22 protein-coding genes are annotated in these 23,422 nt (G+C 72.3%); 4 read left to right on the top strand and 18 right to left on the bottom strand.

The features are described from left to right. Positions 1 to 32: 32 nt before the first annotated feature. Positions 33 to 1,673 (bottom strand): chaperonin GroEL, encoded by a 1,641-nt coding sequence (gene groL / locus ACFPCV_RS07350; protein WP_378055283.1) that lies wholly within the window; start codon positions 1,671 to 1,673, stop codon positions 33 to 35. An 83-nt stretch (positions 1,674 to 1,756) separates the two neighbouring features. Next, complete coding sequence (gene groES / locus ACFPCV_RS07345; RefSeq protein WP_184816151.1) at positions 1,757 to 2,050, bottom strand: co-chaperone GroES; 294 nt, start codon at positions 2,048 to 2,050, stop codon at positions 1,757 to 1,759. 256 nt (positions 2,051 to 2,306) lie between these two features. Between groES and ACFPCV_RS07340 the strand changes: the two genes are divergently transcribed. Beyond that, positions 2,307 to 2,987 carry a hypothetical protein gene (locus tag ACFPCV_RS07340; protein WP_378055282.1) on the top strand — a complete coding sequence of 227 codons (681 nt, stop codon included), beginning with the start codon at positions 2,307 to 2,309 and terminating at the stop codon, positions 2,985 to 2,987. Between the two features lie 96 nt (positions 2,988 to 3,083). Beyond that, positions 3,084 to 4,997 (top strand): N-acetylmuramoyl-L-alanine amidase, encoded by a 1,914-nt coding sequence (locus ACFPCV_RS07335; protein ID WP_378055281.1) that lies wholly within the window; start codon positions 3,084 to 3,086, stop codon positions 4,995 to 4,997. 193 nt (positions 4,998 to 5,190) lie between these two features. Here the strand turns inward: ACFPCV_RS07335 and ACFPCV_RS07330 are convergent, their stop codons facing one another. The 11 genes from ACFPCV_RS07330 to glmS all read right to left on the bottom strand — a co-directional run bounded on the left by ACFPCV_RS07330 (position 5,191) and on the right by glmS (position 15,408). Beyond that, on the bottom strand, positions 5,191 to 5,511 hold the full coding sequence (locus tag ACFPCV_RS07330) for a DUF4873 domain-containing protein (protein ID WP_378055280.1): 321 nt from the start codon (positions 5,509 to 5,511) through the stop codon (positions 5,191 to 5,193). A gap of 4 nt (positions 5,512 to 5,515) precedes the next feature. After that, entirely contained in the window at positions 5,516 to 6,406 is an 891-nt protein-coding gene (locus ACFPCV_RS07325) for a TIGR01777 family oxidoreductase (RefSeq protein WP_378055279.1), read from the bottom strand. Positions 6,407 to 6,423: 17 nt separating this feature from the next. Beyond that, a complete protein-coding gene (gene tsaD / locus ACFPCV_RS07320) occupies positions 6,424 to 7,461 on the bottom strand; it encodes a tRNA (adenosine(37)-N6)-threonylcarbamoyltransferase complex transferase subunit TsaD (protein WP_378055278.1) in 1,038 nt (345 codons plus the stop codon). Beyond that, entirely contained in the window at positions 7,458 to 7,943 is a 486-nt protein-coding gene (gene rimI, locus ACFPCV_RS07315; RefSeq protein WP_378055277.1) for a ribosomal protein S18-alanine N-acetyltransferase, read from the bottom strand. The genes tsaD and rimI overlap by 4 nt, the downstream gene beginning before the upstream one ends. Further along, positions 7,940 to 8,611, bottom strand: a complete 672-nt coding sequence (tsaB, locus tag ACFPCV_RS07310) for a tRNA (adenosine(37)-N6)-threonylcarbamoyltransferase complex dimerization subunit type 1 TsaB (RefSeq protein ID WP_378055722.1) — start codon at positions 8,609 to 8,611, stop codon at positions 7,940 to 7,942. Before tsaB ends, rimI begins: the two co-directional genes overlap by 4 nt. Before the next feature lie 11 nt (positions 8,612 to 8,622). Further along, positions 8,623 to 9,324: an HAD family hydrolase gene (locus ACFPCV_RS07305; protein ID WP_378055276.1), complete on the bottom strand. Its 702-nt coding sequence runs from the start codon at positions 9,322 to 9,324 to the stop codon at positions 8,623 to 8,625. A 10-nt stretch (positions 9,325 to 9,334) separates the two neighbouring features. Further along, positions 9,335 to 9,787 carry a tRNA (adenosine(37)-N6)-threonylcarbamoyltransferase complex ATPase subunit type 1 TsaE gene (gene tsaE / locus ACFPCV_RS07300; RefSeq protein ID WP_378055275.1) on the bottom strand — a complete coding sequence of 151 codons (453 nt, stop codon included), beginning with the start codon at positions 9,785 to 9,787 and terminating at the stop codon, positions 9,335 to 9,337. Positions 9,788 to 9,795: 8 nt separating this feature from the next. Further along, on the bottom strand, positions 9,796 to 10,872 hold the full coding sequence (locus tag ACFPCV_RS07295; RefSeq protein WP_378055274.1) for an alpha/beta fold hydrolase: 1,077 nt from the start codon (positions 10,870 to 10,872) through the stop codon (positions 9,796 to 9,798). After that, positions 10,869 to 11,987 (bottom strand): alanine racemase, encoded by a 1,119-nt coding sequence (alr, locus tag ACFPCV_RS07290; protein WP_378055273.1) that lies wholly within the window; start codon positions 11,985 to 11,987, stop codon positions 10,869 to 10,871. The genes ACFPCV_RS07295 and alr overlap by 4 nt, the downstream gene beginning before the upstream one ends. Before the next feature lie 124 nt (positions 11,988 to 12,111). Beyond that, positions 12,112 to 13,542, bottom strand: a complete 1,431-nt coding sequence (locus tag ACFPCV_RS07285) for an NAD(P)H-hydrate dehydratase (protein WP_378055272.1) — start codon at positions 13,540 to 13,542, stop codon at positions 12,112 to 12,114. A 3-nt stretch (positions 13,543 to 13,545) separates the two neighbouring features. After that, positions 13,546 to 15,408 carry a glutamine--fructose-6-phosphate transaminase (isomerizing) gene (glmS, locus tag ACFPCV_RS07280; protein ID WP_378055271.1) on the bottom strand — a complete coding sequence of 621 codons (1,863 nt, stop codon included), beginning with the start codon at positions 15,406 to 15,408 and terminating at the stop codon, positions 13,546 to 13,548. A gap of 65 nt (positions 15,409 to 15,473) precedes the next feature. Here glmS and ACFPCV_RS07275 point away from each other — a divergent pair, with 65 nt between their 5' ends. Both ACFPCV_RS07275 and ACFPCV_RS07270 read left to right on the top strand, forming a co-directional pair. After that, a complete protein-coding gene (locus ACFPCV_RS07275; RefSeq protein ID WP_378055270.1) occupies positions 15,474 to 16,280 on the top strand; it encodes a dienelactone hydrolase family protein in 807 nt (268 codons plus the stop codon). Positions 16,281 to 16,307: 27 nt separating this feature from the next. After that, on the top strand, positions 16,308 to 18,068 hold the full coding sequence (locus ACFPCV_RS07270) for an Hsp70 family protein (protein WP_378055269.1): 1,761 nt from the start codon (positions 16,308 to 16,310) through the stop codon (positions 18,066 to 18,068). On the opposite strand, the gene ACFPCV_RS07265 is transcribed toward ACFPCV_RS07270, so the two are convergent. Genes ACFPCV_RS07265 through ACFPCV_RS07245 form a run of 5 tightly spaced genes read right to left on the bottom strand, consistent with a single transcriptional unit; the run spans position 18,065 to position 23,421 of the window. Then, entirely contained in the window at positions 18,065 to 20,428 is a 2,364-nt protein-coding gene (locus ACFPCV_RS07265; RefSeq protein ID WP_378055268.1) for a WXG100 family type VII secretion target, read from the bottom strand. The two genes, ACFPCV_RS07270 and ACFPCV_RS07265, sit on opposite strands and share 4 nt — an antisense overlap. Then, entirely contained in the window at positions 20,425 to 21,474 is a 1,050-nt protein-coding gene (locus ACFPCV_RS07260; protein WP_378055267.1) for a beta-ketoacyl synthase N-terminal-like domain-containing protein, read from the bottom strand. The genes ACFPCV_RS07265 and ACFPCV_RS07260 overlap by 4 nt, the downstream gene beginning before the upstream one ends. Further along, positions 21,471 to 22,658, bottom strand: coding sequence for a beta-ketoacyl-[acyl-carrier-protein] synthase family protein (locus tag ACFPCV_RS07255; RefSeq protein WP_378055266.1), 1,188 nt, complete (start codon positions 22,656 to 22,658; stop codon positions 21,471 to 21,473). Before ACFPCV_RS07255 ends, ACFPCV_RS07260 begins: the two co-directional genes overlap by 4 nt. Then, entirely contained in the window at positions 22,655 to 22,906 is a 252-nt protein-coding gene (locus tag ACFPCV_RS07250; protein ID WP_378055265.1) for an acyl carrier protein, read from the bottom strand. The genes ACFPCV_RS07255 and ACFPCV_RS07250 overlap by 4 nt, the downstream gene beginning before the upstream one ends. Next, complete coding sequence (locus ACFPCV_RS07245) at positions 22,903 to 23,421, bottom strand: hypothetical protein (protein ID WP_378055264.1); 519 nt, start codon at positions 23,419 to 23,421, stop codon at positions 22,903 to 22,905. The genes ACFPCV_RS07250 and ACFPCV_RS07245 overlap by 4 nt, the downstream gene beginning before the upstream one ends. Between the last annotated feature and the right edge of the window lies 1 nt (position 23,422).

Below are 23,422 nucleotides of genomic sequence, written 5' to 3'. Positions count from 1 at the left end.
TCGTCTACGAGATCAGCGGAATCAGAGCGGGATCAGAAGCCCGGGCCGTGCCCGTGACCGTGCCCGTGGCCGTGACCACCGGCGGCCTCCGGCTCCTCTTCCTTCTTCTCCACGACCGAGACCTCGGTCGTGAGCACCATCCGCGCGATCGACGCCGCGTTGGTGACAGCCGAGCGGGTGACCTTCACCGGGTCCACCACGCCGTCGGCCACCAGGTCGCCGTAGGTCAGCTTCGCCGCGTTGAGGCCGTGGCCCCAGTCCAGCTCCTTGACCTTCGACACCACGACCGCGCCCTCGAGACCGCCGTTGTTCGCGATCCACACGAGCGGCGCGGCGAGCGCCTCACGCACGAGCCGCACACCGGTGGCGACGTCGCCGGACTGGGCGTCGGCGAGCGCGTCGAGCTCCTTGGCGACGTGGATCAGGGCGGAACCGCCGCCGGGCACGATGCCCTCCTCGACCGCGGCCCTGGTCGCGGCGACCGCGTCCTCGATGCGGTGCTTGCGCTCCGACAGCTCGGTCTCGGTGGCGGCGCCGACCTTGATCACCGCGACGCCGCCGGACAGCTTCGCCAGCCGCTCCTGCAGCTTCTCGCGGTCCCAGTCGGAGTCGGTGCTCTCGATCTCGCGGCGGATCTGCTCGGAGCGGCCCGCCACGGCCTCCTTGGTGCCGCCGCCGTCGACCAGCGTGGTGTCGTCCTTGGTGACGACCACGCGCCGGGCGGTGCCCAGCACGTCGAGGTCGACCTCGGACAGCTTCATGCCGACGTCGGAGGAGACGACGGTGCCGCCGGTGACGACCGCGAGGTCGTCGAGGAACGCCTTGCGGCGGTCACCGAAGAACGGCGCCTTGACGGCGACCGCGCGGATCGTCTTGCGGACCGAGTTGACCACGAGCGTGGACAGGGCCTCGCCCTCCACGTCCTCGGCGACGATCAGCACCGGCTTGGCGGCCTGCGCGATCTTCTCCAGGATGGGCAGCAGGTCGTTGAGCGAGGAGATCTTCTCCCGGTACAGCAGGATGTAGGTGTCCTCCAGGACGGCCTGCTGCGACTCGGCGTCGGTCGCGAAGTACGCGGAGACGTACCCCTTGTCGAACTGCACACCCTCGGTGATGACAAGCTCGGTGGCCAGCGTGGAGGACTCCTCCACGGTGATCACGCCGTCCTCGCCGACCTTCTCGATGGCCTCGCCGAGCAGCGCGCCGATGGACGCGTCACGGGAGGCGACGGTGCCGACCTGGGCGATGTTGTCGCGGCCCTTGACCGGGGTGGCCTTGGCCTTCAGCGCGTCGACGACGGCGTCGGCGGCGAGCTGGATGCCCTGGCCGAGCGCCATCGGGTTGGCGCCCGCGGCGACGTTGCGCATACCGACCCGCACCATGGCCTGGGCCAGGACGGTGGCGGTCGTCGTGCCGTCACCCGCGATGTCGTTGGTCTTGGTGGCGACGTTCTTCGCGAACTGGGCGCCGAGGTTCTCGAACGAGTCCTCGAGCTCGATCTCACGCGCGATGGTGACGCCGTCGTTGGTCACGGTCGGCCCACCGAACTTCTTGGCCAGCACCACGTGCCGGCCACGCGGGCCGAGCGTGACCTTGACCGTGTCCGCGAGCTTGTTCACCCCGCGCTCGAGCGCACGACGAGCGTCCTCGTCGTAGCTGATCTGCTTGGGCATGTCCTACCTTTCTTGGACACACAGCGCCCCGGCACCCCCGGACGGGGGCCACCGGGGCGCTGTGGTGTGCCTGTTGCCAGGCGTCAGTTGACGACAGCCAGCACGTCGCGGGCGGAGAGGATCAGGTAGTCCTCACCGTTGTACTTGACCTCGGTGCCGCCGTACTTGGAGTAGATCACGACGTCGCCGACCGCCACGTCCAGCGGGACGCGGTTGCCGTTGTCGTCGATACGGCCCGGGCCCACGGCCAGGACCTTGCCCTCCTGGGGCTTCTCCTTGGCAGTGTCGGGAATGACGAGGCCCGAGGCAGTCGTGGCCTCGGCCTCGCTCGCCTGGACAACGATCTTGTCCTCGAGCGGCTTGATGTTCACGCTCACCGCGATGACCTCCACGGGTCTCTTCTTCGAAAGCGTTGGCAGTTACCTGTCTTGCTACTCGGCTCCTGCCACCCCGCCGTCGCGGGTGCCGGGGCGGTGTCGGCCGTACGTTTGGCACTCTACCTACGCGACTGCTAACCGTGCAACGAGGGTGGGCCTATGGCGTCAGGAGGCCATCCGGCGCGGACGCGCCGCGAAGCGGGAACCACCCGGTTACGCTCCCGGCGTCGGGACTTTCCACCAAGGGGGCATTCCAGTGACATACCCGCAGCAAGGGGGATACGGGCCACCGCAGGGCGGCGGATACGGGCCACCGCAAGGCGGTGGGTACGGGCCACCGCCACCACCACAGGGCCCCGGCTACGGCTACCCGCCGCCGGGGCCGGGCGGTTACGGCCAGTACCCGCCGCCCAGGAAGAGCAACACCGGGCTCATCGTCGGCGTCGTCGGGGTCGTGGCGGCCGCCGTCGTGGCGCTCGTGCTCGTGCTCGTCCTGACCGGGGACGACGACGACCCGTCGCCGAACGCGGGCGGGGACACGTCCGAGGACTCCGGTCTGCCCAACGGGCTGCCCGGCCCCAACGGCTCGGGGAGCGGCGAGGACTCCGGCGGTTCGAGCGGCGGCGGCAGCGGCAGCAGTTCCGGTGGTGGTGACGCGTCCAGCCCGGAGGGCCTCGCCACCATCGCCGTCGAGGTGATCGAGACGCAGGACGAGGACCTGATCGACGAGTACGCGTGCTCCAGCGGCGCCGCCTCCCAGCTGAAGGCGGAGATGACCCAGCTCGCGGGCTTGGACGTGTCGGCCGACATCCATGACGTCCAGGAGTCCGGCGACACCGCGCGGGCCACGATCGAGATGTCGCTGGGCAGCGAGACCGAGCAGTTCACCGTCGAGATGGAGAAGGACGGCGACACGTGGTGCGTCTCCGGGATCTAATCACCAACTAACCCGTTCGGCCGCAAACTATTGACCGCCCGGGGCGGGCGGCAGCAGAGTTGTGCACTGCTGGAGTCGCCCGTCCTGGAGGCCGTCATGTCGAGACCGACGTCCCGAACGATCCTCATCGCCGCGGTCGCGGCCGGCTTGGCCGCCGGCATGACGACCGCCGCGGCGTCCCCGGGTGCCGCGCCACCCACCACCAGGCAGGAGGCCTACGCGGCCGCCGCCGAGGAGTTCGGCGTGCCCGAGAGTGTGCTGCTCGGGGTGTCCTATCTGGAGTCCCGCTGGGACGTCAACGCGGGCCTGCCGAGCACCAGTGCCGGCTACGGGCCGATGCACCTCACCGACATCGTCGCCGCCAACACCGGCGGGACGCACCATGACGAGGGCACCGAGGACCCCCGGGGCGACACGGCCCGGCCCATGCTCCCGCCCGACCCCGGCGAGGACGACCTGTCCGCGCCGACGCTGCGGACCATCGACGTCGCCGCCGACCTGACCGGAGTGGACGCCGCCGTGCTGCGGACCGACCCGGTGCAGAACATCCGCGGCGGTGCGGCGCTGCTCGCCGATCACCAGCGCGCACTCGGCGTCGACAGTGCCGCGCCTGGCGACTGGTACGGCGCCGTCGCCAGGTACAGCGGCGCGTCGGACACCGCCTCGGCACGGACCTTCGCCGACGAGGTGTTCAGGACCATCAACGAAGGCGTGTCACGGGTGACCGACGACGGGCAGCGGGTCCAGCTGCCGCCGACCGCGGTGAACGCCAACACGCGGCAGCTGTCCGGCCTCGGCCTGCGGCAGGCGGACACCGGCGAGGCGGAGTGCCCCGCCGACCTCGGGTGCGAGTGGATCCCGGCGCCCTACGAGGAGTTCGGCGACGGCGACTACGGCAACCACGACAAGGCGAACCGGCCACAGAGCCAGAAGATCGACTACATCATCATCCACGACACCGAGGGCAGCTACCAGACCACGCTGAACCTGGTGCAGGACCCGACGTACGTGAGCTGGCAGTACACGCTGCGGTCCGCCGACGGGCACATCGCCCAGCACGTGAAGCACAAGGACGTCGCGTGGCACGCGGGCAACTGGTACGTCAACGCGAAGTCGATCGGCCTGGAACACGAGGGCTTCGCGGCGAACGGCGCGTGGTACACCGAGGCGATGTACCGGTCGTCGGCGAAGCTGGTGCGGTACCTGGCGGGCAGGTACGGCATTCCGCTCGACCGGCAACACATCCTCGGCCACGACAACGTGCCGGGGACGATCCCCTCGACCGTCCGGGGGATGCACTGGGACCCGGGCCCGTACTGGGACTGGGCGCACTACTTCGAGCTGCTGCACGCACCGTTCCGCTCGACGGGCACGTCCCGGACCGGGCTCGTGACGATCAAACCGGACTACGCGACGAACATGCCCGCGTTCACCGGGTGCAAGACGGCCGGGCAGCCGTGCGAGCCGCACGGGTCGGGCACGGTCGTGCTGCGGACCGCGCCGTCGGACGACGCGCCGCTGCTGACCGACATCGCACTGCACCCGGACGGCTCCCCCGGCACGATGCACATCTCCGACCACTCGGCACGCGGTGAGACCGGCCAGACCTTCGCGCTCGCCGAGCGGCGCGGGGCGTGGGTCGCGGTGTGGTACCTGGGACAGAAGGGCTGGCTGAAAGCGTCCGACGCCGCGTGGTCCGTGGGTTTCGTCGCCACGCCGAAGAAGGGGCGCGACAGCGTGCCGGTCTACGGGCGGGCCTACCCGGAGGCCGCCGCCTACCCGGACGGGATTCCGCCGCAGGCGGTGACGCCGCTGCAGTACACACTGCCCGCCGGGCAGAAGTACGCGATCGGGCTGGTGTCGCCGTCGGAGTACTACCGGGCGGTCACGTACGACTCGGCCAACCACACGGTGGTGCGCGGGGAGATGAAGTACCTGCAGATCCAGTTCGGACACCGGGTGGCGTTCGTGAACGTCGACGACGTGGACGTGCGGTTGTCGTTCATGTGACCCGCGCCGGCCTCCGGCCCCCGGTTTCCGGGCTACGGCAAGGGACCGACAGCTCCCGCGCGGTTGCGGGCGGTTGTCCACAGGATGGTTGGTCGTCCACAGCGGATGGACATCGACGGTCGCGTGTGGACCTCCGTGTCGGTGGCCTGCGGTAGCGTGGATTCGGGGGCCGGAGGCCAACGCCTCCGGCCCGTCAGCTGCCCGCAGGCAGGTCCGCCAACGACACCGGGACCTCGAAGGGCGGCCTGCTCGTGCCGCTGATCCGGTACCGGCCCCACGTGTCCGGATCGGACAGCAGCCCCTCCGCCGAACCATGGGGCGTGCGCAGGAACCCCGTCGCCTTGCGGCCCGTCGTCTTCTCCGTCAGGGCCACGTGGGGCTGGATCCGGCCGTACCAGTGGTACCGGCCGTCCACGGGTTCGAAGTTGCCCCGGAGGGTGACCGTCACGGTCAACTCCGCGCCGTCCACGGTCAGGGTGGCCTCGCCCGCGTAACCGTCCTCGTCGTCGCTCACGCAGTCATGTTACCCGAAGTAACAGGTTTTGCAGAGTCTCGCGCAGCGTGGGGTGTTCGAACGTGAAACCGCTGGTCATCAAACATTTCGGGGACACGCGGGTGCTCGCCAGCAGCACCTCGTCCGCCAGACCCGCGCCGAACACCCGACGAACAAGGCACGGCGGCAGCACCAGCAGCCTCGGCCGCGACAGCACCGACGCCAGCGTGTCCGCGTACTCCCGGTTCGGCACCGGGTTCGGGGCCACCACGTTCACCGGGCCCGCCAGCGAACTTCCCAGCACGTGGACGACCGCGCGGACGGCGTCCGCCAGGTCGATCCAGCTCACCCACTGGTCACCCCGGCCGACCCGGATTCCCATGCCGCGGCGGAACATCGGCAGCAGGATGGCCAGGCCGCCCGCTTCCGTCGACTGCAGCACCCCCACCCGCAGCTGCACCACCCGCAGACCCGCCGCCACCGCCGGAGCCGCCGCCTTCTCCGCCGCCGCGTACACCGACGGCAGGAAACCGACCCCTGGCGGGCTTTCCTCCGTCAACGACTCGGCACCGCGGTCGCCGTAGTAGCCGGTCGCCGACGCGCACAGCAGCGCCCGAGGGCCGTCCCGCATGTCGGCCAGGGCGGTCGACAGCAGCCGGGTCCCGTGCACTCTGGACTCGCGGATCGCCTCGCGCTGGTGCGCGGTCCACTTGCCCACCAGCGGCTCACCGACCAGGTGCACCACCGCGTCCACGCCGCGCAGACGCTCCGTGTCGACCTCCGGGAACCACAGCGCCTCGTCGGCCGTCCGCGGTCTCCTGCGCACCAGCCTGAGCACCTCGTGCCCGTTCGCCCGCAGCGCGCGCACCAGCGCGCCGCCCAGCAGACCGCTGGTTCCCGTGACCGCGACCTTCACCCGGACGAGGGTACGGGTCAGACGGACACAGTGCCGACCGGCAGGCCGGGGCCCGCGGACAGGTCCAAAGACGACGGCCGCACGCCGGCCTTCACCAGATGGGCGCCCAGTGCCGCGATCATGGCGCCGTTGTCGGTGCACAGCCTCGGGCGCGGCACGCGCAGCGTGATCCCCGCTTCCGCGCACCGCTGCGCCGCCAACGTGGACAGTCGCGAGTTCGCCGCCACGCCACCGGAGACGACCATCGTCCCGACGCCCAGTTCGGTCGCGGCGCGGACGGCCTTCGCGGTCAGCACGTCCGCCACCGCCTCCTGGAAGGACGCGGCGACGTCGTCGACCGGGATCTCCTGGCCGTCGCGGGCCTCCACCCACCGCGCGACGGCGGTTTTCAGGCCGGAGAACGAGAAGTCGAACCTCGCGTCCCTCGGCCCGGTCAGGCCGCGCGGGAAGCGGATGGCGTCCGGGTTGCCCCGGCGGGCGGCCTTGTCGATCGGCGGGCCGCCGGGGTACGGGAGGCCGAGGATGCGGGCCACCTTGTCGTAGGCCTCACCGGCGGCGTCGTCGATGGTCGAGCCGACCTCGGTGATCTTCGTGGCCAGGTCGTCGACCCGCAGCAGCTGTGTGTGCCCGCCGGACACGAGCAGCGCAAGGCACGGCGAGGGCAGCGGGCCGTGTTCGAGGGTGTCGGCCGCGACGTGGCCGGGAAGGTGGTTCGCGCCGTACAGCGGCACGTTCAGCGCCGCCGCGTACGCCTTCGCCGCCGACACACCCACCAGCAGCGCGCCGGCGAGACCGGGGCCGCACGTGACCGCGATGGCGTCCACGTCCGACAGTTCGAGCGAAGCCGACTCGAACGCCCGTGTCACGGAAGGGACCAGCGCCTCGAGGTGTGCGCGGGACGCGACCTCCGGCACGACCCCGCCGAAGCGGGCGTGCTGGTCGACGCTGGACGCGACCTCGTCCGCCAGCAGGGTCAGCGCACCGTCGGACTCGATGCGGACGATGCCGATGCCGGTCTCGTCGCAGGAGCTCTCGATGCCGAGCACGATGGTCATGGGGCCTCCTCTGCGACCCGTGCCGGGCGCGCCATGGTGTACGCGTCGGCACCGGAGGGCCAGTAGTACCTGCGCCGCATGCCGATCCTGGTGAAGCCGTGCGCCTCGTACAGGCCGATCGCGGCCGCGTTGTCGGTGCGCACCTCCAGGTGGACGGGGGCGGCGAACTCGTCGGCACGCGCGAGCAGGGCACGCAGCAGTGCCCTGCCGATGCCGTTGCCCTGCCAGCCGGGGTCGACGCCGATCGTGTGCACGTTCGCCTCGGCGTCGCCCGGCCCGCCGACCACGGAGATGCCCGCGTACCCGACGAGCCCGGCCGCGGGCACGTACGCGCCGACGTAGTGGTGGCCGGCGTCCAGCTCGGCCTGGAACGACGACTCGCGCCACGGGTCGTCGCCGGGGAACAGGATGGTCTCCAGCTCGGCGCAGCGGGCGAGGTCGACGCGCCGCAAGGGTTCCAGCCGGAAGGTCGCCGAGGTCACCGCACGGTCACCCGTTTGCGGGCGCCCGGCTCGGTGGCGTCCGGGCGGCGGAGGTACATGGGCACGAACGGGCGCGGCCTGGCACCCGCCAGCACGTCGGCACGCGCGACCCCGGCCAGGCCGAGCGGCGTCGGGTACTCCTGCCCGGTGTGCGGCAGGCCGAGGTCGTACAGGGTGGCGCCGTTGCCAGCCACCCGCTCGACCGCCAGCGCCGGGATGCGCTCGGCCACCGCGGCCGGCCTGTCGACGGCCGCGCCCGCGACCCGCCTGCCGTCGGCGTCGTAGGCGGCCCAGTAGATCTCCTTGCGGCGCGCGTCGGAGGCGACCAGCAGCGGGCCGCCGGAGCCGACGCCGGCGTCGGCGGCGATCGCGTCCAGCGTGCACACCGGGTACACGGGCTTGCCCAGCGCCTGTCCCAGCGCGGCGGCGGTGGCCATGCCCGCGCGCAGCCCGGTGAACGGGCCGGGTCCGATGCCGGACACGATCGCGTCCACGTCCGCGAACGTGCGGCCCGCCTCCGCCAGCGCGGTGAGGACGTGCGGTGTCAGCAGCTCGCCGTGGGCCTTCGCGTCGACCGTGACGCATTGGGCCAGGACGAGCATCTCCTCGACGTCGACGACCCCGGCGGTGACCGCGGGGGTCGCGGTGTCCACCGCGATGACCAGCACGGCGGTCAAGCCTAGTTCCGCCACCTCTCCACCACTTCGGGGAGGTCGGTCAGGCGCTGGATGACGGCGTCGGGCTCCACGTCGACGGGCACTCTCTGGTACTCCGGGATGTCGCTGTGCGGCACCAGCACGGCCCGCATGCCGACCGACTTGGCGCCGGAGATGTCGTCGTAGAGCCGGTCGCCGACGTACACGCAGTCGGCCGGGTCGTCGACGCCCACCGCGTGCATGGCGGCGAGGAACGCGTCGGCGTGCGGTTTCGTGTACGTCAGGTCCGAGCTCCACACGAGCGCGTCGAACAGGTGCAGCACGCCGTCGCGGCGCAGCACCTCCTCGTGCCACTCCCTGGGCCACGGCGTCGACGACAGCACCCCGAGCCGCAGGCCCTGTTCCTTGAGCGCGGACACCGTCGGCTCGACGTCGGGGTCGGTGTAGGTCGACGGGTCCCAGAACGTGCGGTACGCGGCCATGCCGTCGTCGTGGTGCGGTGCGCCAGCGGCGGCGAGGACCTGCGCCAGCGTGAACGCCTTGTGGTGGTCCCGCGCGACGGTCCAGTGCCGCTCCTCGGCGGCCACGATGGCCTGCGCGACCCTCGCGGCCTGCGCGGCGTCCTCCGGGTGGAGGTGATCCGCGTAGCTGCGCCAGGCGGCGCCGTAGTCGACGGGATACCAGGGGGTGAGCGTGCCACCCCAATCGAAGATCACCGCACGCATACCCTCCAGACTACGGCGACCAGCGCTTTTCCCAAGAGCCTGACGGAGTCACCTCGGCCAGCCGGGAATCGTCCTCCCGGCGGATCAAGTTCACGAGCAGGTGGTCCTCGGACAGCCTGGTGCCCGGTTCGCCCCATTCGATGACGACCGCGGCCTCGACCAGCTCGGTGTCCAGGTCCAGGTCGTCGAGCTGCGCGAAGTCGTCGCCGAGGCGGTAGGCATCGACGTGCACGAGCGGGATGCCGCGGCCCCCCGCCGAGGGCCGGTGCTCGCGGGCGATGACGAACGTGGGGGAACTCACGCGGCCCTCGACGCCGAGCCCCTCCGCGATGCCCTTCGCCAGCACCGTCTTGCCCGCGCCGAGCGGACCGGTCAGCAACACCAGGTCACCTGGTTCGAGCAGGCCGCCGATCCGCCTGCCGAACCGCAGGGTGTCGCTCTCGGTGCGAAGTTCCGCCGTCATCCTCGCTGTCATCCTCGCTGCCACCACCGTCGACGTCCGCTCTCGTGTCCGTACGCGCACTGCTGCAGCAGCAGCACGAGGTGGTCGTTGACCAGCTGCGGCTGCTCCAGCATCACCATGTGTCCCGCCCCGCGCACCCGCACCAGCTCGGCGTCGGGCAGCTCGAACGCGATCCGTTCCGCGTGCGAGAACTGCGTCATCCGGTCCGTGTCGCCGGACAGCACCAGCACGTGCGTGTGCTTGAGGCCGGCGAGCGCGGCGTACCGGTTGTGGGTGCCGAGGGTGTGGATGAAGTCGGCGAGCACCCGCACCGGGTTGGCGTCGATCAGCTCCATCGTGAGGTCGACGATCGCCGGGTCGACGTCCTTGGTGCCGAACGCCAGCGACCGCACCGCCCTGCGGGTGAGGTGTCCGCCCGCCGCGCGGACCAACTCGACCATGCCGGGCTGCCAGTCGGCGAGCCTGCCGAGGTTGCGGGTCAGCGGGTTGTAGCGGGACAGCAGCGGCCGGGGCAGGCCACGTTTGCCCACCTCACCCGCCGAGGTGCCGACGAACGCGACCCCGTAGACCCGCTCCTCGAACAGCTCTGGCCGCAGCTCCGCGAGCGCCATGATCGTCATGCCGCCCATGGAGTGGCCGACGAGCACGAGCGGGCCATCGATCGTGTCCAGCACCTCGCCGAGGTCGCGGCCGAGCTGGTCGATCGTGCTGGACGCCTCGTTCGCGCGGCCGGAGCGGCCGTGGCTGCGCTGGTCGTACAGGACCTGCCGGACGCGGGGCTCGGTGAGGCGGGCGAGTGCCTGGCGCTGGAAGTGCCACGAGCGGCGGTCGAGCGCGAAGCCGTGCACGAACACCACGGTCAGCGCGGGTCTGCCGCCGTCGCCGGGGTCGACCTCCTCGACGGACAGCTCGATGCCGTCCTCGGTGAGCACCGTGTACTCGCGGTCGGGCCGCAGCCCGCCGAGCTCCTGTCGCCCCGGGTCGTCGTGCCTGCGCCGCGCCACCCCGAACGCGATGGCCGTGCCCGCGGCCGCGACCCCGAGGGTGCCGCCGATGATCGCGCCGACCTTCCTGGACACCGTCACCGGTAGCTCCTGGCGACGCGCGGCCGGTACATGCCGGTGACGATCTCGTAGTCGATGGTGCCGAGGACCGCCGCCCACTCGGTGGCGGTCGGTTCGCCTCGGGAGCCCGCGCCGAACAGGACGACCTCCTCGCCCGGCGCGATCACGTCGTCCCCGCAGTCGACGACGATCTGGTCCATGCAGACGCGGCCGACGATCGGGCGCCGCCTGCCCGCGAGGAAGACGTCCATGCGGCCCGACAGCGCGCGGGACACCCCGTCGGCGTACCCGGCGGGGACGAGCGCGAGCGTGGTGTCGCGGCCCGCCGTCCACGTCTGTCCATACGAGACGGACTCGCCCGCGTCGATCCGCTTGGTGAGCGCGACCGACGACCGGAACGTCATGGCCGGACGCAGGTCCTCCCGGTAGGGCAACGGGTTCAGGCCGTACATGGCGATTCCGACGCGGACCATGTCGAAGTGCAGGTCCGGCCGGTCGAGCGTGGCGGCCGAGTTCGCGAGGTGGCGCAACGGGCGCAGGCCCGCGGCGAGCGCCACCTCGTGGGCGTCGGCGAACCGGGCCGCCTGCCGGTCGTTGGCCGGGTGGCCCGGCTCGTCGGCGCACGCGAGGTGCGACCAGACGGCGACGACCTCGACGTGCCCGTCGGACTGCGCCTTCGCCGCGCTGTCGACGAGATCGGGCCAGTCGCGGGGCTGGCAGCCGTTGCGCGTCAACCCGGTGTCGATCTTGAGGTGGACGCGGGCTGGCCGACCCGCCTTCCGTGCGCCCGCGACGATCGCGGCCAGCTCGCCGGTACTCGACGCGGACAGGTCGACGTCGGCCTCGACGCCGGGCGCGACGTCGGTCCCCGGGACGTCGAGCCAGCTCAGGACGCGGGCGGTGATCCCGCCCGCGCGCAGGTCGAGCGCCTCGGCGAGGGAGCAGGACCCGAGCCAGGTGGCGCCCGCGTCGAGCGCCGCGCGGGCGACGGGCAGCGCGCCGTGGCCGTAGCCGTCGGCCTTGACCACGGCCATCGTCGCCGCGCCGGCGGCGCGGGCGGCGAGGAGCGCGACGTTGTGCCGGATGGCGTCGAGGTCGATGACCACCTCGGCCCTGGGCGGCGGCTGATCAGGCATGACGGTGTTCATGGTCGCACAGCCCGGAGACGCCGCTGCCCTCGCCCGATGCGCCAAGTGGGCCCCGCCGTGGTCGCCACGCTGGTCCTGCTCGGCACGCTCGCACCGACGCCGTGCCGGACGGCTAACCGGCGCGGACGGCGCGGATCGCGTCGGGAATCGCCTTCAGGATCAGCGAAGCGGGGGCCGGGGCGCCGTCGGCGGCCAGTTCGCCCGCGCGGACGTGGACCCACGCCGCGCAGCCCGCGGCCAGCCACGGGTCCAGCCCGCTCGCCAGCAGCGCGCCGATCAGCCCGGTCAGCACGTCACCGGAACCGGCCGTCGCCAGCCAGGACGACGTGGCCGCGTTCACCAGCGCACGGCCGTCCGGGGCGGCGACGACCGTGGCGTTGCCCTTCAGCAGCACCACCGCGTCCAGCCGCTTCGCGAGTGCCCGCGCAGCCTGCACCCGGTCCTGGCCCAGCGTGATCCCGTGCGGCTCGGCGATGCGCGCGAACTCGCGGTCGTGCGGGGTCAGCACCACCGGCGCGTCCGGGTCGCGGGCGTCCCACAGCGACGGGGTGGCCGCCAGCAGCGTGATGCCGTCCGCGTCCACGCAGGTCGGCACGCCGTCGGAGAACACGGCGGTGAGCACGTCCCGGCCGGTCTGGCCGGTGCCGAGGCCAGGTCCGACGACCCACGCCTGGACCCGGCCGGCGTCCTCGACCGTGCCGGTCGCGACCAGCTCCGGCCAGCGGCCGCGGACCTCGTCGGCCGCCCAGCCCGCGTACCGGACCATGCCCGACGTGGCCAGCACCGCCGCGCCGGACGACAGGACCGCGGCGCCGGGGTAGGTCGACGAACCGGCCGCGACACCGGTGACACCCTGGGTGTACTTGTCGTCCCCCGGCCCCGGCACCCGCCACGCCCAGCCGACGTCGTCGGCCTCCAGCGCGATCAGGTCCGGGTCCGGCAGTTCGGGGGCCAGCCCGATGTCGACCACGCGCACCTCGCCGCAGTGCCCGGTGTTGAGCACGTGGACCGGCTTGCGCGCACTGAACGTCACCGTCACGTCGGCCCGCACGGCGGGCCCGTCGACCGCGCCCGTGTCCGGGTCCACACCGCTTGGCAGGTCCACCGCCACGATCGGCGCCGTGACCCGCCCGACCAGCTCCGCCGCCGCCTGCCGCAGCGGGCCGCGCGCGGACAGGCCGACGATGCCGTCGATCACCAGGTCCGGCTCACCGAGATCACCGGCGACCCGGCCGCCCGCCTTCCTGAACGCGGCGAGGCCCTCAGCGTGGGTGCGGTCCGGGGACAGCAGCACCGCCGTCACCGCCACCGAACGCCGCCGCAGGAACGCACCGGCCCACAGCGCGTCCCCACCGTTGCCGCCCCCGCCGACCAGCAGCGTCACCCGGCGGCCCGCCGTGCCACCGGTGTGCTCCCGCAGCAGCCCGGCGACCACGGTCGCGACGCCGAACGCGGCCCTGCGCATCAGTGCGCCATCAGGGGTGCGCGCCAGCAGCCGGTCCTCCGCCGCCCTGACCTGCCCGGTCGTCCACACCTCCAGCACGGGTCACTCCACCGTGACGGACTTGGCGAGGTTGCGGGGCTTGTCCACGTCGTAGCCGCGGGCCCGCGCGATCTCCGCCGACAGCACCTGCAGCGGCACCGTCGCCACCAGCGGCTGCAGCAGCGTCGGCACCGCCGGGATCTCGATCAGCTCGTCCGCGAACGGCGCGACCGTCTCGTCGCCCTCCTCGGCCAGCACGATCGTGCGGGCGCCGCGGGCCTGGATCTCCGAGATGTTCGACACCATCTTCGCGTGCAGCACGGCCCGGCCCTTGGGCGAGGGCATCACGATGACGACCGGCAGGCCCTCCTCGATCAGCGCGATCGGCCCGTGCTTCAGCTCACCGGCCGCGAACCCCTCGGCGTGCATGTACGCCAGCTCCTTGAGCTTGAGCGCACCCTCCAGCGCCACCGGGTAGCCGACGTGGCGGCCGAGGAACAGCACCGCCTTCGAGTCGGCGAGCGACCGGCCGAGCTCACGGACCCGCTCGACCGTGCCGAGCACCTTCGCGACGGCCTCCGGCATGGCCTCCAGCTCACGGAACTCGCGGGCCACCTCGTCCGGGTACTTGGTGCCGCGGGCCTGCGCGAGCGCGAGCCCGACCATCAGGTTCGCGGCGACCTGCGCGAGGAACGCCTTGGTCGACGCGACCCCGATCTCCGGCCCGGCGTGCGTGTACAGCACGGCGTCGGACTCCCGCGGGATCTGCGCGCCGTTGGTGTTGCAGACGGCCAGCACGCGGGCCTTCTGGTCGCGGGCGTGCCGCACGGCCTCGAGGGTGTCGGCGGTCTCGCCGGACTGCGAAACGGCCACGACCAGCGTCGCGCGGTCCAGCACCGGGTCGCGGTAGCGGAACTCGGACGCCAGCTCCACCTCCACGGGCAGCCGCGTCCAGTGCTCGATGGCGTACTTCGCGACCAGCCCGGAGTGGTAGGCGCTGCCGCACGCGACCACGAACACCTTGTCGACGTCGCGGAGGTCCTGGTCGGTCATGCGCTGCTCGTCGAGGATGATCCGGCCGTCGACGAAGTGGCCGCGCAGCGTGTCGGCCAGCGCGGCGGGCTGCTCCTCGATCTCCTTGAGCATGAAGTACTCGTGGCCGCCCTTCTCGGCGGCCGACAGGTCCCAGTCGACGTGGAACGGGCGGGTCGGCGCCTGCGCACCGGCCAGGTCGGTGACGTGGTAGCCGTCCCGGCTGATCGTGACGACCTGGTCCTGGCCGAGCTCCACGGCGTCGCGGGTGTACTCGATGAACGCGGCCACGTCGGACGCGACGAACGTCTCACCCTCGCCGACCCCGACCACCAGCGGCGAGGACCGGCGCGCCGCGACGATCGTGTCCGGCTCGTCGACGTGCGTGACGACCAGCGTGAACGCACCGGAAAGCCGCTGGCAGACCGCCCGCAGGCAGGCGGGCAGGTCGCCCTTGGCCGGGCCTTCCGCGTAGGCGCGGCCGACCAGGTGGGCGACGGTCTCGGTGTCGGTGTCGCTGGTCAGCTCGACGCCGTCGGCCTCCAGCTCGGCACGCAGCGCCGCGAAGTTCTCGATGATGCCGTTGTGCACCACGGCGACCCGCTGGGTGGCGTCGCGGTGCGGGTGCGCGTTGCGGTCCACCGGCGGCCCGTGGGTCGCCCACCGCGTGTGCCCCATACCGGCCGTACCGGCGAACCCACCCCTGCCGACCTCGTCGAGGCGGTTCTCGAGGTTGGCGAGCCGACCTGCCTTCCGCTCCACCGCGAGGCTCCCCGGACCGGTCAGCACGGCGACGCCTGCCGAGTCGTATCCGCGGTACTCCAGGCGGCGAAGCCCGTCGACCACGACGTCGAGGGCCTGCCGGTGACCCACGTATCCCACGATTCCGCACATGCGGAAGAGGCTATCTCGCCGCGCCGACAGGCCCGCCGGGTCCCGTGGCCGCTATCGTTCCGGCCATGGCGTCCAAGCCCAAGCACCTGCTGGAGGAACTGACCCACCGCGGCCCGCACCAGGTGTTGCGCGGGGACCTCGCGCTGGTCGGGCTGCCTGGGCTGGTGCTGGCCCCCCGGTCCGGCCTCGGACTGCCCGCGGTCGCGTTCGGGCACGGCTGGATGCAGCCGCCCGCGCGGTACCTCGGGCTGTTCCGGCACCTCGCGTCGTGGGGCTTCGTGGTCGCCGCGCCCGGCACGCAGCGCAGCCCGCTGGGTTCGGCGCGCCTGTACGCCGCCGACCTGCGGACCGCGCTGGACGTGTGCGTCGGCGTGCGGCTCGGTGCGGGCGACATCAGCGTCGACCAGTCGAGGCTCGCGCTCGCCGGTCACTCGACCGGCGCGGGCGCGGCGGTCCTGGCCGCGGCCGACGACACCCGGGTCCGCGCGGTGGCGACCATGGCCGCGTCGCAGGTCAAGCCGTTCGCGACAGACGCCGCGGCCCGGTGCTCGATGCCGTCGCTGCACCTGGCAGGCGGCGCCGACCTGGTCGCGCCGCCGGTGGGCCACTCCCGGCTGATCGCGGCGAACTGGGGCGGCGAGACACAGCTGCGGGTGCTGCCGAAGGTGGACCACATGGGCTTCGCCGAGGGCAGGCACTGGACGGGCCTGCTGATCCCGGGCTCGTCCAACCACGCGGCGCTGCGGTTGTCGCGGGCGCTGCTGACGGCGTTCTTCCTGGTCCACCTCGCGGGCGAGGACCGGTTCCGGCCCCTGCTGGCGGCCGACGTCAAGGGCGCCCCGATCGAGGACACGACCGAACTCGTGGCCTGACAGCCAGTTTCTTGGGGGGATTCTGAGGTGAACGTGCTGTCCGTGGACCTCGGCACGTCCAATACCGTCGCCGTGCTCTCGGCGCTCGACCGGCCACCGAGGGTGGTGGAGGTCGAAGGCGCGTCGACCATGCCGTCGGCGGTCTTCGCCGCCGAGGACGGAACGCTGGTCGTCGGCCGGGAGGCGGACCGGCGGGCCCGGCTGACGCCTGCCAGGTACGAGCCGAACCCGAAGCGCCGGGTCGACGACGGCTCGCTGCTGTTGGGTGACTCGGTCGTGCCGGTGACCGTCGCGCTCGGCGCGGTGCTCGGCAAGGTGACAGCCGAGGTGGGCAGGCAGCTGAACGGTGCGCGCCCGGAGGAGGTGCGGCTCACGCACCCCGCGCAGTGGGGTGCGGCGCGGCGGAACATCCTCGTGACCGCGGCTCGGCAGGCGGGCCTTGGCAACCCGCGGCTCGTGCCGGAACCCGTGGCGGCGGCCGCACACTTCGCGGCGGTCACCGGCAGCGCCGGGCACCAGCCGCTCGCGGTGTACGACCTTGGTGCGGGGACGTTCGACGTCGCGGTGGTCGGTGGTCCGACCGTGCTCGCGGAGGGCGGCCTGACGGACCTGGGTGGTCTCGACGTCGACCAGGCCCTGCTCGACCACATCGGAAGGCAGGTGTCCGTTCGGGATCCCGGTAGCTGGCAGCGGTTGCTGCGGCCGGAGTCCACCGCCGACCGGCGGACAGCACGGGCGCTGCGCGAGGACGTGCGGGCGGCGAAGGAGTCGTTGTCGGAACACCCGCAGACCGAGGTGCCGCTGCCGGAACCGTTCGGCGACGTGCTGGTGACCAGGGCGGAACTGGAAGCGCTGATCCGGCCAGGCCTGCTGCGGAGCGTGGCGGTGCTGGCGGCGACGGTCGAGGCGGCTGGGACGTCACTTCGTGAGCTGGCCGGGATCTACCTGGTCGGCGGTTCGAGCCGGATCCCGTTGGTGGCGACGCTGATCGCCGAACGGCTGCGGGTGGTGCCGGTGAACCTGGACCAGCCGGAGACCGCGGTGGCGCTGGGCGCACACCACGTCAACGAGGACGGGACCAGCCTCCGCACCCGGGACGTGCCACCCCAGCTGGCAGAAACTCGCACGACGGCCCTTCACCCGCCCGCGAGGCCACCGGCCCGGCCGTCGGCCCCACCGGCCGGACGCCCGGCCGTTCCCACCGGCCCTCATGCCGTTCTCGGCGGCATACCCGGAACGCCCGTGCCCGGCGCGGCCACCATCCCCGCGCCGCAGGTCGGCACACCAGGCATGCAGGCCGTTCCCACACGACAGCCAGGCTTCGGAGGGCCGCCTCCCGGCCCGCCGACGGGTGCCCCGGTGCCCGGCTACCCGCAGTACGGAACCGGCCAGCCGTGGGCGCACCAGCCAAAACAGCCCAAGACCGCCGCGGAACAGCTCGGTATCGTCGGCTGCATCGCGATGTTCGCCCTCGCCGCGGGGAGTCTCGCGGCGGTGAACTGGGGCCCGCCGATCATTGCCGCGCTGTCGGTCCCCCTGGTCTACGCCGGGTTGCGGCTCGCCGGTAAACGGCCCCGGCCGCTGCCCTTCTTCTGCTACGGCTACGCCATCGGCCTCGGTCTCCTGGCGATCAGCGTCATCGTGGCGGTGATCGTGAACCCCAGGTCCACAGACGCGTCCGACCTCACGACGGCCTGGATCGCCGGAGGTATCGCGGTCGTGCTCGCCCTGGTACCGCTCATCGTGCGGGCGGTGCGGGAGGGCCGGCACCCTCCCGCGGTCCGCTAGCGCTTCGGGGCCTTTGGATTCTCTGCCGGGTCGCGGCCGACGACGCCGCTGAAGTTCGACGCCGGGTCCTGGTCGTCGAAGATGGAGCCGGTGGTGCGCCACTTGGTCTGCCTGCTCTGGTCGCCGCCGCCCTGGCCGCCGCCGCCCATGCCACCCATCGGCATGCCGCCCATCGGGGCGCCGCCCGCCGAGCCGCCCGCGGCGGCGCCACCCGCGCCTGCACCGGCTGCCGCCGCGGCCGCCATGCCTGCGCGTTCGCCGCCGTCGGGGGCCTGTGCGCCGACCATCGTGCCCGGGCCCGACGGGGACGACGTGCCCGGCGTCTCGGCGCCGCCGAAGCTGCCGCCGCCACCACCGCCGACACCACCGCCACCGGCGCCGCCACCGCCGACACCACCGGCGCCGCCGCCGTCGGGGCCGCCGCCGAGGCTCGACGGGGTCGACACGTCCGGCAGGCCGCCGCCGGAGGAGCCCGGCACGTCCGTTTCCGCTTCGAAGTCGAAGTCGTAGGTCGTGGGGGTGCCGTCGTCGACCGTCATCTTCATCTGGCCGCTCTGGCCAGGCGGCTGCTCCAGGGTGATGGCGGCGTCGCCGTCCTGGATCACCACCTTGCCGTCGGGACCGGCCTTGAGGACACCGTCCTCGTAGGTCTCGCCCGGCTCGTCCGGGGTGAAGTCGACCTCGTACTCACGCGGCTCGCCCTGGCCGTCGTCGACGGTCACCTTGCTGCGGCCGCGGGCGTCCGGCTGCCCCACGGTGATCGTGCGGTTGCCGTCCTTGATCGTGGCTTCCTTCGGCGCACCGCCCGCGCCGGGCAGACCGCCGAGCCCACCGGACGAACCGGGGACACCGCCCGTGATGGGCAGGCCGGTGACCGGGTCGATCGCGCCGGGGGTGCTGCTGCCCGGGGTGTTCACGCTCGGCAGCGGCGTCGCCGACGGGGTCGTGGTCGCGTTCGACGGGTCGGTCGGGAGGTTCCCCAGGCTCGGGATGCTGCTCGGCGTGGTCGAGGGCGGCGTCGACACCGACGGCATCGACGGCGACCCCGGTGAACCGGGGCTGGACGAACCGGGGGTGCCTGACGGCGGCGGGGTCGACACCGACGGGGTCTGTGTCCCGGGATTCTGGGTGCCGGGGTTCTGGGTGCCCGGCTGCTGACCGGGGTTCTGCGTGCCGGGCGCGGCGGGGGCGAACTTGTTCTCGTACTCCTTGAGGTACAGGTTCAACGCCTCGTAGTGCGAGTTCACCGCCTCCAGAGCATCGGTGCACGCCTGGTCGAAACTCACCCACAACGTCTCGTGGAGATCCTCGTTGAACGACTCCCGGATCCACTTCTTGCACTCACGGATCACATAGTCCTTGTTCTCGTCGTTCAACCCGCAGTCATCCGACCGGATCGTCGACTCCAGGTTCGAACCCGTGACCGAGTCCACCCAGGCCGCCACCTCGAGCACCTGATCCTGCGAATCGAAGTCACCGTTCGCGAGCGTGACCACCTTGTCCGCGATGTCCGGCGTCGCACTGCCCAACGTCCCACCGAAACTCTGGTACAGCGAAATGACGTCGTTCGCCTTGTCCTTGCACGCCGCGAAGATATTCGACACCGCCGTGTCGATCATGCCCGGCGCCGTCTGCAGGAACTCCAGCAGATCCGTCACGTTCGGCGTGATCTGCTCCGAGTAGTGCTGGAACGACGCGTTCGCGGCCGGACCCGTCCACTCCCGGTACAGGTTGTTCAGCTCGGTCTCGGTCGTCGTGTTCAGCTCGCTCAGCGTCCCGTACGCCGCACGCAACCTGGCCGCGTCGTCCACGAAGTTCTTGAACGAGATCCCCAACTGCTCCTCGTACCGCTTCACGATGTCGGTCTCGAACTGCAGCTTCCCCTGCCTGCCAAGCGAATCCGACGGCACCTTGTCATTCACCGGCAGGAAGTCCTGGAAGATCCGCAACGCGTCACGGGCCGCCTCGAAGATGTCGTCGGACTTCTCGACGCCGACGGTCGAGCCCTCCGACGGCGGCCGCATGTCCTCGATGTCGGTGCGGCCCTCCTCGACGGCATCGTCGTTCAGCCCCGCGCTGTAGCCGCGTTCCTCCGACTCCGCCTGCGCGTCCTCGTAGACCTCGTCGAGTCTGCCCTGCTGGTAGTCGCCGGGCTGGAGCTGGTACTGGTCGTAGTAGTCGCGTACGTCCTCCGGCAGGTCGTCCTCGTTGTGGATCCCGCCCTGGGTGCCGAGCCCGGTGCCGTAGGGGCTGGCGTAGCCCTCCTGCGTCAGGTACGCCGCGAGCAGGTGCTCCTTGGTGTCGGCGTCCACGTACGGATCGTCGAGGAGTGCCTTGACTTCCTCCCACGACCTGCTCATCCCTCACCCCTCAATTCGTGCGGCGATCCCGTCAAGCGAAGCACGACCGCGCCGGCCGTGCCGTCCCGGTCGACCGACGTGGCCACCGCGAACCGGTCCCGCGCGCTCACGTCGGCCGCCGCCGCGGCCAGCAGCGCGGCGACACCCAGGACACCGCTCGCGGCGCCGGTGTCCCCGACCAGGTGGCCAGGGCGGACCACCGTCGCGACCCGCCGGCCCAGCACCTCACCCGTCACTTCCCGTTCCACTCCGGCCAACTCCGGGTCCGCCGAGGTCGTGGCCAGTCCCCACACCTCGTCGACGGCGAGCCCGGAAAGCACGTGCTCGAGACACCCGGCGAGCGCTTGGCGCGGCTCGCCGAACCTGGTGTCCAACGCTACGACCTCCGCGAGCGCCGGACGGTTCCCGCCCGGCGCGGTTTGCATAAACAACAGGACACTCGCCTCACCCAGCCCGCCCCCGGGTTCCAGCAGCTCACGGGCACCGCTGTGCTCCTCGACGGCACCCGCGAACACACCGCTCGCCCGGCCGGTGCGCAGGAGCCTGCTCGCGTACCGCAGAACGGCGGGCCCCGAGTTCCTGCCCGCGGCGACCGTGCTGTTCGGGCCGGTCAGGCCGTGCCACATGGCGCACTGCGCGGCGGCCGAGTTCATCAGCGCGAACGGCATCTGCGCCGGGTTGACGAGGTAGGGCTTGCGGCGGGTCAGCGAGTCGCGGGTGAACTCGAACTGGGTGCGGGTGCTGCCGCTGGTGGTGCCGAGCACGACACCGGTGCGCGGGCCGATCGCATCGTCCACCTCGGACACCAGCTCGCGGAGCGTGGCGATCGCGAGCGCGCTGGTGCGGTCCATGGAGCTGGTGCCCTTGCGGCCCAACTGCTCGACGATGTCGAAGTCCGGCACCACGCGTGCGTGTGCCGCCGCCCAGTCGTCCTTCGTCGGCACGGCCGCGGCGGGTTCGCCCCGGCGTACACCCTCGGCGAACGCGGCCCTGCCGTGGCCGAACGGGGTGAGCGCCGACCATGCCGTGATCACGACCCCGGTCATGCCGGCCGTCCGAAGAGGACGACCGCGTTGTCGCCGCCGAACGCGAGCGCGTTGTTCTGCACGACCCGCAGGTCGGCCTCGACCGCCGTGTTCGGCACGCAGTCGATGGCGCACGCCGGGTCGGTCTCGGTGTGGTTGATGGTGGGCGGGACGAAACCCTCGCGGATGGCGACCGCGCACGCGATGGCGGACAGCGCGCTGGCCGCGCCCATGGTGTGACCCAGCATGGACTTCACCGACACCGTTCTTGGCGGCGCGGCCCCGAACACGTCGCGGATCGCGCCGCACTCGGTGGCGTCGTTGGCTTTCGTGCCGGTGCCGTGCGCGGAGATCAGGTCGACCTGGTCCGGTGTGACCCCCGCGTCGTCGAGCGCGAGCCGCATGCAGGCGGCGACGCTGTCCTGGTCGGGGGCCACCGGGTGCCGCGCGTCGCAGTTCAGGCCGTAGCCCAGCACCTCGGCGTAGATCCGGGCGCCGCGGGCGACCGCCCTGTCGTACGGTTCGAGAACCAGCACACCGGCGCCCTCACCGGTGAGGATGCCCTTGCGGTTGACGTCGAACGGTCTGCACAGCTGCGGGTCGACCGCGCCGAGCCGGTAGAAACCGGTGAACGTCATGCGGCACATGGCGTCCGCGCCACCGCACAGCGCGAAGTCGACGTCCCCGGCCGCGATCGCGTCGAACCCGTTGCCCAGCGCGTAGTTCCCGGCGGCACAGGCGGTCGCGACCGTCGAACAGTCCACATCGGACAATCCCAGCTCGCGGGCGACGGCCACCGGGAGGCTCGCGGCGGGCACCCGGCGCGGCAGCCGCACGGGAATGCCGGTGCCGGCCACGACGTGCTCGGCGATCCGCTCGCCCGCGTCGCCGCCGCCGTCGGTGGTGCCCACGCACACCATGCCACGGCCCGACAGGGGCAGCCCCGCGTCGTCGACCGCCATCCGGGCGGCCGCCACCGAGAACCGCGCGGCCCGGCCGAGGTCCTCGACGGGCTGCCCGGTGATCCAGCGCTCCGGGTCGAACCCCGTTACCTCGCAACCGATGTGGTGCGCGAAGCCCTCGGTGTCGAACACGCCGATGGGCCGCGCACCGCTGCGCCCGGCCCGCAGTCCGGCCGTGTACTCGGCGATGCCCGTGCCGATGCTGGACACCACGCCGAGTCCGGTGACCGCCACGCGGGTCACTTCTCCAGTGCCTCGCTCAGCACGGTGTAGACCCCGTCGAGGCTGACCAGGCGTTCGAACTCGGCCGGGTCCACCTCGACGTCGAACTCGATCTCCAGGTTGGCGAGCAGCTCGATCAGCTTCATGGAGTCGGCGCCGAGGTCGTCGACGAAGTGGTCGGCGGGACCGACCCCGTCGGCGTCGACCTCGAGCACCCGGCACACGACCGCCTTGATGTCGTCCGCCCGCTCGGCGACCAGCGCGTTCACCGGTTCTGCATCCAGCTGGACTGGTTGGAGAAGTCGTCCTCGTCGTCGAGTTCCTGCCGCTCCGGCCTGCGCGGGCCACGCGGCGGCCGCGGCGGGGCAGGCGGCGCGGGCGCGGACGGTGCCTCCGGCGCGGGCGGCGGCATCGGCGGCGCCTCGTCGTCGATCACCCCGATCCCGCCGGGCGGGGTGTCGGTGCTCGCGGGCCGCTGCGGCGGCCGGTAGCCGTACGGGTCCTTCGACTGCTCCTCGTCCTCGAAGCCGAAGCCCATGACGAAGTCCTTGTCCTGCTCCGTCTTCTCGGTCGCCCAGCCGCCTGCCTGGGCACGGCGGCGGCCCAGCTCACCCATGTGCTTGGCGACCTGGGCCATCACCGGGCCCTGCTTCTTGAACGCCTCGAGCGACTGCGCACGCTTCTGCGTGAGGTTGCGGTCGCGGAGCGCTCGGCGCTCCGCCATCTCCCGCTGTACCTGCGCCATCTTGGCCCGCGCTGCCGCGGCCCGGTCGTGAGCGCCCATC

Origin of the sequence: Actinophytocola glycyrrhizae, assembly GCF_042653545.1 — a bacterium.
In the GTDB taxonomy this organism is placed as follows: domain Bacteria; phylum Actinomycetota; class Actinomycetes; order Mycobacteriales; family Pseudonocardiaceae; genus Actinophytocola; species Actinophytocola glycyrrhizae.
This window is presented reverse-complemented; position numbering and strand designations above follow the sequence as displayed.

Coding starts and splice junctions, on each gene's coding strand:
- ACFPCV_RS07265 (WP_378055268.1), bottom strand. CDS start 20,428: ATGAGCAGGTCGTGGGAGGAAGTCAAGGCACTCCTCGACGATCCGTAC.
- tsaE (WP_378055275.1), bottom strand. CDS start 9,787: ATGACGGCGGAACTTCGCACCGAGAGCGACACCCTGCGGTTCGGCAGG.
- alr (WP_378055273.1), bottom strand. CDS start 11,987: ATGCCTGATCAGCCGCCGCCCAGGGCCGAGGTGGTCATCGACCTCGAC.
- groL (WP_378055283.1), bottom strand. CDS start 1,673: ATGCCCAAGCAGATCAGCTACGACGAGGACGCTCGTCGTGCGCTCGAG.
- glmS (WP_378055271.1), bottom strand. CDS start 15,408: ATGTGCGGAATCGTGGGATACGTGGGTCACCGGCAGGCCCTCGACGTC.
- ACFPCV_RS07260 (WP_378055267.1), bottom strand. CDS start 21,474: ATGACCGGGGTCGTGATCACGGCATGGTCGGCGCTCACCCCGTTCGGC.
- ACFPCV_RS07245 (WP_378055264.1), bottom strand. CDS start 23,421: ATGGGCGCTCACGACCGGGCCGCGGCAGCGCGGGCCAAGATGGCGCAG.
- ACFPCV_RS07275 (WP_378055270.1), top strand. CDS start 15,474: ATGGCGTCCAAGCCCAAGCACCTGCTGGAGGAACTGACCCACCGCGGC.
- tsaD (WP_378055278.1), bottom strand. CDS start 7,461: ATGACCATCGTGCTCGGCATCGAGAGCTCCTGCGACGAGACCGGCATC.
- ACFPCV_RS07335 (WP_378055281.1), top strand. CDS start 3,084: ATGTCGAGACCGACGTCCCGAACGATCCTCATCGCCGCGGTCGCGGCC.
- ACFPCV_RS07305 (WP_378055276.1), bottom strand. CDS start 9,324: ATGCGTGCGGTGATCTTCGATTGGGGTGGCACGCTCACCCCCTGGTAT.